General features: G+C 62.7%; 15 protein-coding genes. All 15 read right to left on the bottom strand.

Going from position 1 to position 12509, the window contains the following annotated elements; genetic code table 11:
• Positions 1-108: 108 nt before the first annotated feature.
• The 15 genes from AB0M51_RS42605 to AB0M51_RS42535 all read right to left on the bottom strand — a co-directional run bounded on the left by AB0M51_RS42605 (position 109) and on the right by AB0M51_RS42535 (position 11216).
• Positions 109-1536, bottom strand: a complete 1428-nt coding sequence (locus AB0M51_RS42605) for a helix-turn-helix domain-containing protein (protein ID WP_363754687.1) — start codon at positions 1534-1536, stop codon at positions 109-111.
• Between the two features lie 13 nt (positions 1537-1549).
• Complete coding sequence (locus tag AB0M51_RS42600; protein WP_363754684.1) at positions 1550-1738, bottom strand: helix-turn-helix domain-containing protein; 189 nt, start codon at positions 1736-1738, stop codon at positions 1550-1552.
• Positions 1739-1767: 29 nt separating this feature from the next.
• Entirely contained in the window at positions 1768-3360 is a 1593-nt protein-coding gene (locus AB0M51_RS42595) for a replication initiator (protein ID WP_363754681.1), read from the bottom strand.
• 126 nt (positions 3361-3486) lie between these two features.
• The gene (locus AB0M51_RS42590) at positions 3487-3777 is read right to left on the bottom strand and encodes a hypothetical protein (RefSeq protein ID WP_363754679.1); all 291 of its coding nucleotides are present in this window, start codon (positions 3775-3777) and stop codon (positions 3487-3489) included.
• 114 nt (positions 3778-3891) lie between these two features.
• On the bottom strand, positions 3892-4965 hold the full coding sequence (locus AB0M51_RS42585) for a hypothetical protein (RefSeq protein WP_363754676.1): 1074 nt from the start codon (positions 4963-4965) through the stop codon (positions 3892-3894).
• A 298-nt stretch (positions 4966-5263) separates the two neighbouring features.
• Positions 5264-5491 (bottom strand): hypothetical protein, encoded by a 228-nt coding sequence (locus tag AB0M51_RS42580; protein WP_363754673.1) that lies wholly within the window; start codon positions 5489-5491, stop codon positions 5264-5266.
• Positions 5488-5808, bottom strand: coding sequence for a hypothetical protein (locus tag AB0M51_RS42575; protein ID WP_363754670.1), 321 nt, complete (start codon positions 5806-5808; stop codon positions 5488-5490). The genes AB0M51_RS42580 and AB0M51_RS42575 overlap by 4 nt, the downstream gene beginning before the upstream one ends.
• Positions 5805-6053 carry a hypothetical protein gene (locus AB0M51_RS42570; protein WP_363754667.1) on the bottom strand — a complete coding sequence of 83 codons (249 nt, stop codon included), beginning with the start codon at positions 6051-6053 and terminating at the stop codon, positions 5805-5807. The genes AB0M51_RS42575 and AB0M51_RS42570 overlap by 4 nt, the downstream gene beginning before the upstream one ends.
• Positions 6050-6892: an FtsK/SpoIIIE domain-containing protein gene (locus AB0M51_RS42565; RefSeq protein WP_363754664.1), complete on the bottom strand. Its 843-nt coding sequence runs from the start codon at positions 6890-6892 to the stop codon at positions 6050-6052. Before AB0M51_RS42565 ends, AB0M51_RS42570 begins: the two co-directional genes overlap by 4 nt.
• Positions 6885-7724 (bottom strand): hypothetical protein, encoded by an 840-nt coding sequence (locus AB0M51_RS42560; protein ID WP_363754661.1) that lies wholly within the window; start codon positions 7722-7724, stop codon positions 6885-6887. Before AB0M51_RS42560 ends, AB0M51_RS42565 begins: the two co-directional genes overlap by 8 nt.
• 125 nt (positions 7725-7849) lie before the next feature.
• Positions 7850-8215: a hypothetical protein gene (locus AB0M51_RS42555; protein ID WP_363754658.1), complete on the bottom strand. Its 366-nt coding sequence runs from the start codon at positions 8213-8215 to the stop codon at positions 7850-7852.
• 48 nt (positions 8216-8263) lie between these two features.
• Entirely contained in the window at positions 8264-8581 is a 318-nt protein-coding gene (locus AB0M51_RS42550) for a hypothetical protein (protein WP_363754655.1), read from the bottom strand.
• A 189-nt stretch (positions 8582-8770) separates the two neighbouring features.
• Complete coding sequence (locus tag AB0M51_RS42545; RefSeq protein WP_363754652.1) at positions 8771-10009, bottom strand: MFS transporter; 1239 nt, start codon at positions 10007-10009, stop codon at positions 8771-8773.
• Between the two features lie 41 nt (positions 10010-10050).
• On the bottom strand, positions 10051-10233 hold the full coding sequence (locus tag AB0M51_RS42540) for a DUF397 domain-containing protein (protein ID WP_363754649.1): 183 nt from the start codon (positions 10231-10233) through the stop codon (positions 10051-10053).
• A 50-nt stretch (positions 10234-10283) separates the two neighbouring features.
• On the bottom strand, positions 10284-11216 hold the full coding sequence (locus AB0M51_RS42535) for a Scr1 family TA system antitoxin-like transcriptional regulator (protein WP_363754646.1): 933 nt from the start codon (positions 11214-11216) through the stop codon (positions 10284-10286).
• Positions 11217-12509 lie beyond the last annotated feature (1293 nt).

Here is a 12509-nt window from a genome sequence, read left to right as displayed (position 1 = left end):
ATCAGCGGGTTCGGGGTTCGAGTCCCTGGCGGCGCACAAAACTGCAGGTCAGAGGCGGGTCCCGCCTCTGCGGACCCATCCCAGGTACGGCTTATGGGATGGGTTTCGTCATTTGAGGTCATCGGCGATCGCCTCCAGCGCGTCGGCGGCGGCCGGGTTCTTGGCCTTCCGACCGATGTAGGCGTCTTGGGTCAGCGAGGGGCGTGCATGTCCGAGCTGGTCCGCGATCTGGCGAGCCGATTGGCCGGCATCGTCCAAGACGGTAGCGGTCGTCTTCCGGAAAGCATGCGATGTGATCCATGCCATAGCGTCAGCAGCGACCGGAGCAGACGCGGCACCAGCGACCTCAACCACTTCAGCCCGCCGCCCGGTCGGAGTGCTGTACACGTCGAGAAGCCGCTCGATCTCCTCAACCCCGATCCGGACCCTCCCGTTCTCCATGAGACTGACCCGGTTCTGAGCGCATCCGATCAAGACCGCCGCCTGCTTCTGCGTCAGCCGAGCAGCCTGACGGCACTCCTTAAGAGCTCGACCAAGGTCGCGGCGAAGCTCCGACCCGATCGGTGAGCGCGCCTCACGGAACGACCGACGAGTGTTCGACGGGTCACGGAATCCCCCGGCGCTGTCCGGGAACACTGGATCGGTCAGCCGGACACCCTGGACGAAGCGTGCACGCAGCATCGCTACGCACCACGACGGCATCTTCAGCACCCGCTCCCCCGCCCGGGACTTGGTCTTGGTTCGCCGCAGCCCTTCACGTTTGGGCCGGACGATCTGGTGCGTTATCTCGACCTCGCTGGTGAAGAAGTTGACCTGCTCCCAGATCACTCCGAGAGTTTCGCCGATGCGCACTCCGGTGCCGAGCATGAACACGGTGATGTCGAACAGATCGGCTTCGATCGCTTTGGCGTCGGTGTTGAGCATGTGGAACCACATCTGCCGTTCGTCGGCTTCCAGTCCCCTGGGGTGACGTTTGGCCTGCCCGCCTTCGATGCGTCCGATCTCGCGAACCGGGTTGGCTTCCATCGCGCCTTGCAGCACGGCGAGTTGGAGCACGCCAGAAATTACCGATCGACTCGTCTTGGCGGTCGGGACACCCGCCTTCTTCTTGATCTGCTTGATGACCTTGTCCACGAGCGGTACCGAGAACTCACCGAACCGGATCTCCTTCAGGACAGGCAGCACGTGGTTGCGTAGCGCATTGTCATAGGCGTCGCGAGTACCGGTCGATCGGGTGCCGTCAGCAACCTTCTCCAGGAGTTCGGCGTACCAAAGGTCAGCACCAGCAGAGAAGCGATCCATCGCCGTGAGGCTTCCGCCACCACGTGCCCTAACTCGTTCACGGCATCGGTCCTTCAGGTTCGACTCTGCCTCGGTCCTTGTGGCTCCGTAGGCCGGTACCTGTCGGGTGATCCCGTCGAAGTCGCGGAAGTACGTGACGGAGCGATACCGGTCAGCCTTGCCCTTCTTGTCACGGTGCGAGACGTAGGTGCGAATCGCTCCCCACGTGCCCAGTGGCAACGGTTTGCGTCCCATGATCAGTAACTCCCTACGACGCCAACCGGCGCGACTTAACCCAGTCCACTACCTCATCCGGGTCGTACCGCAAGTGTTTGCCGATGCGCACACCAGCAGGTCCGATCTTCTTCAGACGCCAACCGTACAGCGTCTTCACCGGGACGCCGAGATACTCAGATACGTCTTCGATGCTCCACAGCGGCTTCACATTCAGTGTCATGAATCGATCCCTTCATTGACGGTTACGTGTCACTCGTTGTTCTCGGCAATCAATTCCTTGATCAGTTGCCGGTGTTCACGGGCTTTCGCGGCGGCGGTGTTCGCTAGCAATGCATCGCCGGTGGTCTTCCAGCCGGTTCCGGCATAGGTGAAGTTGCCGACGATCAGGGTTGTCTCGGTATCGTCGGTGTGGTCTTGGGTACGGTGGTGATCGCGTCGCCAGTTCGCCCGTGCCTCGCGAAGCGCCTTGAGGGTGGTGGAGTACTGGCGGGACTTGGTGGAGAAATGGCCACCGAAGCCGAGCATGTGCGCCCACCGCTGGAGTCGCCGGTACGACAACCGTCCAGAGTTCTTCGCCGCCTCGGTTTCGTCCAGGTCGGAGCCGCGGCGTCCGAGTCGCCAGCAGGCATCCACCAATCGGCCGGCATGGCTGTACTGGTTGGCGTACCGGTTGACTGTCGAGGCTGTGAGCCTCGCAGAGGAGTGACCGGTGGCTTCAGCTCCCTTGGTGGCGTACTTGGCAAGGTATCCAGCCACGGCAGTGTCTGTGATCGCCCCGTCGACCGTCTGCCGTACCGGGCGTACGTCAAGCTGGGTTCCCCACGCGATGAGCCAGCCGTCGGGATTATCGGGGTGAGGAAGAGACCGGAACCGCGTGACGACGGCGGCACGACGTACCGCGTCGGCAAGCATGGTGAAGGTAGCAGCGCACGCCGGGAGCTCGAGGACCGATGGGTCCAACGGGTTGACACCATCGAGGCGCATCAGGGCGTGGAAGTGCGCGACACCGCGTGCTTGGAGTTCGGCGACCTTGCCGTAGGAGAGCTTGACAGCCGCGCCATGCTTCTTGGCTTCGGTTCGGAGGATGTCTTTGGCGCGTTCCATGGTGCGTCGCCACAGTTCGCCGGACAGGGCGTTCCAGACGACCTGATGGTCGTGGTCGTAGCAATCCAGGCACAGCGGTGTGCCGAGGATCTTCTCCCCGTCGCGATGGGTCTGATGGCAGCGCAGGTCCACACCGTGGGGGCAGAGGTCAGGTTCGCGGCGGGGTCGGCAAGGCCGATTGCGGATCTGACCGTCGCGGGTGCGGATCGAGCGAGTTCCGTGCACGGGACCGAAGGTCGGGGCGGTGAAGGTGACGAACGCGGACGGATGCTGAGCGACCGTGGCAGGGATGCCCTTGCCGCCTGTGAGGCCCGCCAAGACCAGTTGGTAGGTGTCGCCCCGATAGATCTCCGCACATGACGGGCAAACGGCGGCACGACGGTTCCCACAGGCTTTGTAGATGACCTGTCCGGGCATGTCGTCGGTGTGCCGGGTCGAGACGATCCGGCCGGTGCGTTCGGACACGACATGGGACTCACCGCGTAGCCGGATCGGTGCGACACAACCACCTGCGGAGGCGGTGTGTTCGAGCCAGGCGGTGTAATCCGCGGTTCGCGCGGCCCGTTGAAGGGCATGTTCGAGGGCATTCGTCGGGGTGTTGCTGTTGTCAGCGCCGGGGACGAACTTCCGGTTCGGATTCGGTTCGTGCACGGAGACGACTTCGCCGCCAAGGAGCCCGGCTAGTACGTCGATCGCTGTGGCAGTGCCGTCGGGTGCGGCGTCTTGCGTGTGTGTCATAGCGGGCCTCCTCTCGGGCGCTCAGTCGGTGGACGGGAATCTTGTTGGCCGGCCAGCTGGTTTCCGGGGGTGCTGACGGGGTTGCGACCGGAAGATCTGCGGTTGGTCAGTGTTGACGTTTACGTGTCATGCAGCGGTAGAGCCGGTGTTCGCCGTGCGGGCGGGGTCGAGGGTGGCGGCACCGAAGAGCTGGTATCCACAGCCAGGGCAGTAGCGGCCTTCGGTTCGTCCGTCCAGGGCGATGACGATGTAGTTGTCGCCGGGTTCGAGCACGGTGGGACACCAGTCGTGTCCGTCGAGATGCTCGCTGGCAACCCAGTCACAGAGAAAGGTGCTGTCGGCAACTGCGCGGTAGACGGTGACCTCTGCGTAAGCGTTGACATAGGTCCGGTGGTCGAGGTTGTGGATGGTGGTCATGGTCTGTGCCTCCTGTGCTAGTTGTCCGTGGGTGGTTCGGTGTTCACCCCCGTCTCCGGGACCCCGTGGATTCCGGAGACGAGAGCCAGCAACGAGCCCTGATGTTCCTTGGTGTTACTCGTCGGGTTCGAAGGTGGATTCGCAGATGCCGCAGGTGATCTCGCCTTCTTCGAGGACTGCTTTGGCGACGCGGATACGCCGTGGGCATTGGCATGCGCACGCGATGGCGTTGTTGTTGTTCTTCTTCGAGGTACCGGCCACCATCTCGGGGTGGCGGTAGGCGATGAGCGCCTTCTTCAGTTCGGCGAGTACGCCCTTGTAGGTGGTCGCGGTTTCCTTGCGGAGGGTGCAGGGTGACCAGCCGATGCGGTCATCCTTCTTGGTGTCGAGGCCGAGTTCGGACGCGAGTGCGGCGAACTTCTGGTTGTGCCAGCGGCCTTGACGGCTGGTGTCTTTGATCTCGCGGACGTTGGCGAGAGCGTGGGTTGCTTCGTGGAGCAGGGTGGTGAAGACCTCTTCGACAGGTCGTTTGAGTCCTTCGCCGGAGATGAGGACTTCGGCGAGGGCTTGTTCGCCGTGCTGCCAGCGACCGGCTGCGAAGTGTCCGTACTTGGCTTGTTTGCTGGCGGTGCCGGAGCCGACGATGACCACGACGGCGGGGATCTCCTTGTGGTTGGTGCGGATCGCCGCCCAGGCGGTTTCGAGTGCGGAGACCAGTTCTGCGGTCGTGTACTCGTCTTGACGCTTACGTGTCAGTCGCGCCTTGGGTGACCCGGTCCGGGTCTTCGAGCCGTTCGAGGTGGTGGCCTTCTTGGCTCGTTTGATAGTGACCGAGACAGCCGGGTGGCTGCCGCCGGTGCTGAGTTCTTTGAGCTTGTTGCGTACGGCAATCAGCGAGGTGTAGCCGTGTGCGCGTCCACCTTCGGCGGCGCGGACGCTGTCCATGTGGGCTTGGACCGCTTTGTGTGCGGCGGTGGGTGTGCCGTTATAGACGGCGGTGGTCTTGGTGACCGTCCAACCGGTGATGCTGGCCAGCGCATCGGTGTTGTGGTTGGTCAGTCCGGTGAGTTTGGTGGTGGTCGCGGGCTTGGCAGCCACCACGGGAGCCGGGGCCGAAATGGCCGGCATATCGATGAGGTCGAGTTGGCCGGGAACCTGGACCACGGGTGCGAGGTCGGTCGTTACCATTGCTCTCCCCTTTCGTGTGCTTGGTTTTTGGCGCAGATGAGGTGACAGGGGCGGCCGGTGTAGGGGTCGCGCATGAAGGCGTTGTGTCCGCAGATGTCGCAGGGCCAGGGGTCGCCGACTGTCGTGTGTGCCCAGTCCTCCGCTCGCTCGGAGCGGTGTGTCTTCTTGGACGGGGTCTTCTTCTTGACCGGCTCGCTGGCTGGGGTGGTCGTTGCTGGGGTGGGGTCTGTCGTTTCGACCGGCATGGCTTGCTGGCCTTGACAGTTACGTGTCACGCGGCGTTTGGTTGCCGCGCGCCTCATTTGCTTCCGTCCCAGACCGAGAGGGTTGCGTCGATGTGCATCTTGAGGTCGTAGATGTCGTTCGAGACGACGGCGACGTAGTACAGGTACTCGTCGTCGTTGGGGTCTTGTTCGCGGTTGTAGCGCTCGTGGGAGAGAACGTCGTCGTATAACGCCTGCATCGCGTTGCTGATGAGTCGGTGGTGGTTGCTGACGAGTCCTTCGAGGGTTCGGACGCGGCTCATGGCTGGTCCTCCGTCCACTCGGTGGGGACGTAGATCTCCTCTTGGTCTCGGGTCATGTCCTCGGCGATGTGGTCGACCTGGTGGTCTTCGAGGAGCTGCCGGGCTTCGTAGAGCGCGTCGATCAGTTGGCTGATCGCGGTGACGGAGCCGGTGATGAGTTCGATCTCGATTGGAGTCCCGCCGAGGTCGATCGCGACGAGCGGGGTTTGGCCGTTGCAGGCGAGGTTGATTCCGGCCACGGAGTTGTCGGTGAAGTCGTAGCCGACGATGATGCGGTCTTCGCGTTCGCCGCCGTTGGCGTCGTAGTAGGTGGTCATGACGCCTCCTTGGTGACGTAGGCGCGTTGCCAGTTGCCGTTGTGGGCTTGGGCGTTGCGGAGCGCGGACCAGCAGACTCCGCAACGGTCAGGCTGACTGAGCTTGAAGACGAAGGCTCCACAGTCGTGGACCCAGCCGGTGAGTCCGGTCGTGTCGTGTTCGGTGAGCGTCGGATCGTTGATGGTGACGACCCGGATGCCGAGCCGCTTCTTCAGTGCGTTCGGGTTGAGTGTGGTGTTGGTCATGCGGCCCTCCGGAGGTGTACTGCGCGGCGGACGATCTGCTTGACGTGGTCGTCTTCGAGTAGCGCTGTTTTGATGCGGCGGGGGAAGCCGCCTTCTGCGCGGATGAGTCCGACGCCGAGGGCTTCGGGTTCGATGTCCACGGCGGTGTGGCCTTGGGAGGCCCAGCCGGTGCCGAGGATGATGTCGCTGCTGGAGTCGGTGGCGCAGCGGAACGCGAGCCGGTAGCCGAACAGGTCCCGCAGTGAGGTCGGGACGATGTCAGCGGACGGGCGCTGGGTGGATGCGACGGTGATGATGCCCGCAGCGCGGCCACGAGCGACGATGTCGCGTACCAGGACGCGGAACTCTTCTTGCTGTTCCTTGGTGCCTACGGTGACGGTGAAGTAGGCCAGCTCGTCGATGCAGAGGAGCTTGGCGCGGAAGCCGTCGCCAGCGACGATCTTCTTGCGGCCTGTGCGGGCCAGGTGCAGATAGCGCTCGTCCAGGTCTTTCTGTTGTTCCCGTAGGACGCGGAGCGCTTTGGGCATGTCGTTGCCGACGAACTGTTTCGCGACAGGTGCGTACGGCAGGAGTTCAACGATCTTGCCGTCGATGAGGATGAGATCCACGTCGGTGCAGAGTGCCGCGTGGGCGACGATGTTGCCTTGGGCTACGGACTTTCCCGCGCCGGGTTCACCGCCGATGAGGATGTTGCGGTACATGAGACCGACGCGTACTGCGCGGTCGCGTGTGTCCAGGCCGAGGTAGGCCGGGTCGTAGATGGACAGTGCACCCTTGGGTGCGGGGGTGACCCCCGGCGCGAGCCGGGGGAACACCGATTTCGGGTTGAGGCTAGACATAGTCGGACACGTCTTCTCCGTTGGCGCCCAAGATCACCGTCTGGCTGTCGTTCACGGCAGCGGTGGTCTTGGTCTTGGATGTGCGAGTTCGGGTCTCACCACCGGCACCGGTTTTGGCCGGCCTTTCGTCCTGGGTGGTGGACTCGGGGGCGCTGTCGGGCGTAAGGAACGCCATGACCGCGTCATCTGCGACTGCCGCTTCGGGCACGCCGCTGGTATCACCGAGCAGTGGCGAGTCGATCGTCTTCTTCGCCAAGGGGTCGCGACGGTCGATGTCGATCCGCACGATGGCCGCGTTGCGCTTCGATCGCGCAATGGTGGCCTTACTGGCCCAGCAAGCGGACGCCAGGCTTTCGGACTTGTTGTCGAGGTCCTCGACGGACTGACCGGGACGCATCCACAACCAGACGACCTGTCCGGTTTTCGTGGAGAAGCAGGCCAGGATGAACGGGATGTTCCCCGAGTAGTTGAGGATCCGCATCTCGATCAGGCAAGCGCGAAGCCGGTGCCGGGTGATGAGACACCAGATCCGGTTCAGGACGAACCGTCGGCCGGGGTTGTCGGTGACGCCCCAGCCGCACAGGACGATGATCAGCAGGGCGTTGAGCCACAGCGGGTTCGACTGGAAGTAGCCGGTGATCGCGGTGCGGTAGACGACGGTGATGTAGACGACGATCGCGATCAGGATCAGTTCCCAGCGCCAGCGCCAGATGGTGAGCAGCAGCTTGACCGGCCAGGTCTGGTTGGGCCGGATGATGGTTTCGACCGCGCCGCGTGCGGCGCTTCCGCGGGATGCTCGACGTGTCGGGCGCGTGCGGGTAAATTTGGGCATGGCAAGACCTCCCTTGTAGGGGGTTGCGTCAGGAGAGACACGAAGCCAGGACGGTTTCTCAGGCCAATGACCCGGCTTCGTGTCCAGTTCCAGGGAGCGGCCCTTTCGAGGGCCGTTCTTGGTTTCTAGCTGTTGATGCTGTTGATCGGTGTTGACACGTAAGCGTCAACCGCGGTGACTTCACCCGATTCCGTGGGCGATGCCGACTTCCAGACCGCGTACGCGTAGTCGCGTGCGGCGTACAGATCGAGGCGACGATCACATGCCTCGCGGTACAGATCCAGCAGTTGCCAGAACGCCTCCGAGGCGTAGACGGCGGTTGCATCGTTGCTGATCGCAACGACAGGTTCAGCCCGGTTCAGGCTGTCAGCGATGGCCTTGTCGAAGAAGACGATCACCAGTTCGATCTCGATGATTTCGTTGCACTTGGCCACGTACTCGGACCGTGCTTGATTCGCTGTGACGGTTCGATGCTCCATCGGTTGCGACATGACTACCCCTTAGCTGAGCAGTGCACGAATCACGGGACGAGTGGAGAACTACTTGCCAGCGCCGGACGCGGCGTTGAGGGTCTTGGCCTTGTACGCGACACCGTTCCGCCCGTTGGTGGCCCACGGCATGGCAACCAGCTCGACCGGCACGACGACGGAGCCAACGTTGACCTTCGGCATGGCATTGCCCGCCAGAGTCACGTTGATCACCTCGCCGCCCGTAACGTCGAGCGCCATCACCTGGACCTGCCAGAGCAGCTCGTTGGTGTTCCGGTCAGCCTTCTGCCGGCCGTTCTGGTCCTTCTTCTCCTCCACACCCTTGGTGACCGTGAACGTCTTACCCGTGGTGTCGATGTTCAGCTCCATGAGATTCGCCCTCCTAGGCGTCAAACCAGGCGCACTCATTCGTAGTGCTCTTACCCGGTATAACCATGGTATATACCGGGCATATACCGAGGCAAGTCCTACTCGCAAGTAGTGTTCCTTGGCGTCGGGAACAGCAAGAAGGGCGCTGACACGTAGGTGTCAACGCCCTGTTGCGAGAGTGCCTAGGTACTAGTTGCGAGCCTCATCAGCGGGCGCGGTTAGCGAACGGCCGATGATCGCCGGAGCGAGGAGCGTCGGAACGATCAATAGCGCTCCAGCGGCCCATAGCGGCGCTCTCAAGCCCCACGCAGATGCGAGAAGCCCTCCGACGATTCCACCAGCCGGAAGCATCCCAGTGCCCAGCACTCGAAACGACGTTACAACTCGCCCCAGCAGATCCGGAGGTGTCAGGCGCTGCCTCGCACTGACTGCTACCACCGTGGCAATCGATGTACCCATGAACGCGACTGCCAACGTAGCTCCAGCCACGAATGGGTTAGCTGTCAGGGCCAAACCGAACCAGGCCAAGACTTGCGCCGCCATCGCCGTCTGAAGCGCTCGTGCGTCACCGATCTTCGAGATCACCCGCGAAGCGAGCAATCCCCCGGTGATGTTCCCAAGGGCGCCGACTGCCAGGAGCAGACCATAGGCGGCGTTCGTGATGTGAAGAGACTCCTGCGCGAACAGGACTAACGTCGCCGTAGCGGCACTGTAGGAAAGGTTGCTCACAGCAATCAATATCGCCAGCGCTCGGAGTACCCCGTGACGAGCAAGCCAGACCATACCGTCTCGAATCGACCGAAGAATCGAGACGTCCCGATTGGGCACCCGTGCTGTCTTGTGCCTCAACAGGAACACGCAGACCCCGGACACGAGGAACGAGACCGCGTTTGCCACAAATGGGATCGCCGCCCCGGCGACGAACATGGCGGACCCCGCAGGCGGTCCGAGTAGTGATCGGCCCGCACTCATAAGAGAGCCCTGCCGACCATTGACCTTGTTCAATAGGTCCACATCACGGTCGACCAACTCGGGAATGATGCTCTGGGATGCAGCGTCGAAGAACGTCGTACCCGCCATCACCAAGAACGCGGCTCCGGCTAGCAACGGTACAGATCCATGACCGGTCGCGATGGCAACAGCGACCAGCCCAAGGATCATCAACCGCGCCAGATCCGCAACGATCATGACGGCCCGGTAGGGCAGTCGATCTACTACCGCTCCAGCGAACGGCCCAATCAAAACCCAGGGAACCATCTCGGCGGCACTCACAATTGCGACCGCAGTCGGGTCTCGCGTCACGGCAGCCGCTGCAAGTGGAACCGCAGCAGCGAACACACCATCCCCGAAGGAGGAGACCGCTGTAGCGACGTAGAGCGCTCGAAGGCGACCCATCAGTCCAGCCTGTGGCTCCTGTGTCATGGTCATCTCCTCGGCTCCTCCCTCGGGATCAGGTGATCTGGCGATGCCTAGTCGAATTCGCCGGCGCGAAGGCCAGCAGCGAAGACCCGCCACTCAGCAGCGTCGAACGTCAAGATCGGCGAGTCGTCTCCGAGCTTCGAGTCACGGACCGCACGCCACCCCTCGGGACCCTTTGCAACCTCGACGCATGGAGAGTCATTACCGCAACCGCCGCCGCTCTGGGCAGCCATAAACGGACCGAACTCGTCGAGCGGGGGCGGGACAGGAACAGTTGCCACGTTCAATTCCCTTCACTCTTCCGGATGGCGTTAGCCAACCAGTCTAATGATTCTTGAGGATCTAATGCCAACTCCACTAACTCTTCCCAAAATGTGTCGTACTGCCTTACATCACGGCTGGACCGAAACGTTACCTGCGCCGCGAACGTATCCGCCAGCACGACGGAGTCATCTTTCCCAATGTCGTAGATGACGAAACTTCCAATCGGCACAAGGCCGTACGGACGTGTGCGAGGCATAATTTGCACCGTTATGTGCGGCCTCCGCGCACCTTCGGCGATTTGCTTCAGCAGACCGTGCCGCACATCAGGCGGAGCGTCCTTGAAGGTCACGTCCAGGGCAGATTCGGTAAGAACAACGTGATACTTCGGTCGCGGACCCTTCATGATGACCTTGACACGTTTGACCCGTGCCTCCGCTGCGGCTTCAGCCTTCACCGGGTCCTTCTCGTACCCGAGCATTAGATGTCGAGCGTATTCCAGCGTCTGCAATTGCCCCGGCGCAAACAGCGGTTGGAAATGGCGAATTTGATAGGCCTGCATTTCGAGGCGATGGATCTCTTCCTGTCGCTCAACCAGCCCGGTTCGAGTAATCACGAAGGTCGAGAGCACTTCTGTTGCGCCTTCATCGACCAGACGCGAAAGGAGAATTTTGTAATCGTCGCTATTAAGCCGGTCGAAAGCTTCTTTGAGCCGACGGCGCTCAGCACCTGTCAAGGTGTCGTCAGCGAGCATCGCGCTGACGGTCTCGGTTGTTGCGCTTCGAAGCGCCTCGACCGCCTCTGTATCAGGGTGCCGCGCCCCAGTTTCCCAGCGTGAGATTGCGACTTGCGAGACGCCCGTCTTCTCGGCCGCCTGCTTCCCTGACATGCCCGCAACCTTCCGCATCCAACGGAGCTCGACACCAAGAGGCGACGGAGCCGCTGCCGCTGGCATTAGAGTCCTTGCCGATCGGATGCGTACACACCCTTAGCATAAACCGGGTATATACCGGCAAGTCAAGCTGCACGGTCCTCAGATTCGCATCGATTCGACCCACCGAACCATACGTCCGTGCGACCGCGTTTCCCTCGCACATCGGGGGTCGCCATCCGTCGCCTGACAAGTTTCTCTACGTCTTCAAGACGGGCCCCTCCAGGGCCCGAAAGCGCGCCGCCACCACAGGGCGGGCCGCCTGCCCGCCGCTCCGCTTCGCTGCGCTCTGGGCGCGTCCCTTGGCTTGGCGCGCACGTGCCAACAGGGTGCCGGGTCGAAGACAGCAAACCTCGCCATCAACGATCGACACCCTGTTGTGCGGTGCTCCCCGAAACGGCCGGCCATCCACTGGCCTCGGCTGATCGAGCCATCCGTCTGCCGGTGCTTCCCGCATCACCCCGCTAGCAATCATGGGAAGGGACGGCCCGGCACGGCACGCGTCAAGGGCGCCTACGGCGTCCCTCCGGGAGCTTCGCCCCTTGACCCGCACCGCACCGAACCTAAGGTCGGCAGCTATCGGGGTGATGCGGGAGGTCTGTCTGTCCGTGCCGATTGACACGTAACCGTCAACCGCGGCTTGTCACCCGGCGCGCCGCCTCTTGCGTCGCCTCGTTGGGCCAAACGTCGATCGGCCGTAGGTAGTAATCGGCGAACCAATCCTCGACGGAGCGCCCAGCTCGATGATCCGGAACGTAGATCACCCTCGCAGCCCAACCGCCCGAGTTGGTCTGCCGCCACTCCAGAATCAAGCCTGGCCACGGCCCGCGCTCCCGGGCCGTTCGCAACACCCAGCAGTGCCGCATCGCAAGGTTCGGAGGCGACTCCCGAGGGTACCGACGATTGCTCCCCATGACACAACTATAGAACAAGTGTTCGATACGGAATTGACACGTACGTGTCATTACCAGGCTGTGGATAACTCCGGACGGCCGGTCACTGACCGTGCCAGACTCATCAACAGGTCCGGCGCGGCCACCGGCCCAGACCCTGGCCCGAGCCACAGCGAGCAGCGGGAGGAGAGGCGTCGGCAGGCCACCGGACCGTCTGCAGCGATCCCGCACCGAGCACCCCTCGATGGACTGGCTTACGGGTCGGGAATCAACGAGCAACGTCGGGAGCCGAGCGGCACGGATGAGGAGTGCATCCGTCAAAGGGCCCCTTAAAATAAAGAGATTTCGGGCAACGACACGCAACATCAGGTAGATCCGCCCGATTATCAGCGGGTTCGGGGTTCGAGTCCCTGGCGGCGCACAA

The organism is Kribbella sp. NPDC051137, assembly GCF_040682535.1.
GTDB classification, from domain to species: Bacteria; Actinomycetota; Actinomycetes; order Propionibacteriales; family Kribbellaceae; genus Kribbella; species Kribbella karoonensis.
This window is presented reverse-complemented; position numbering and strand designations above follow the sequence as displayed.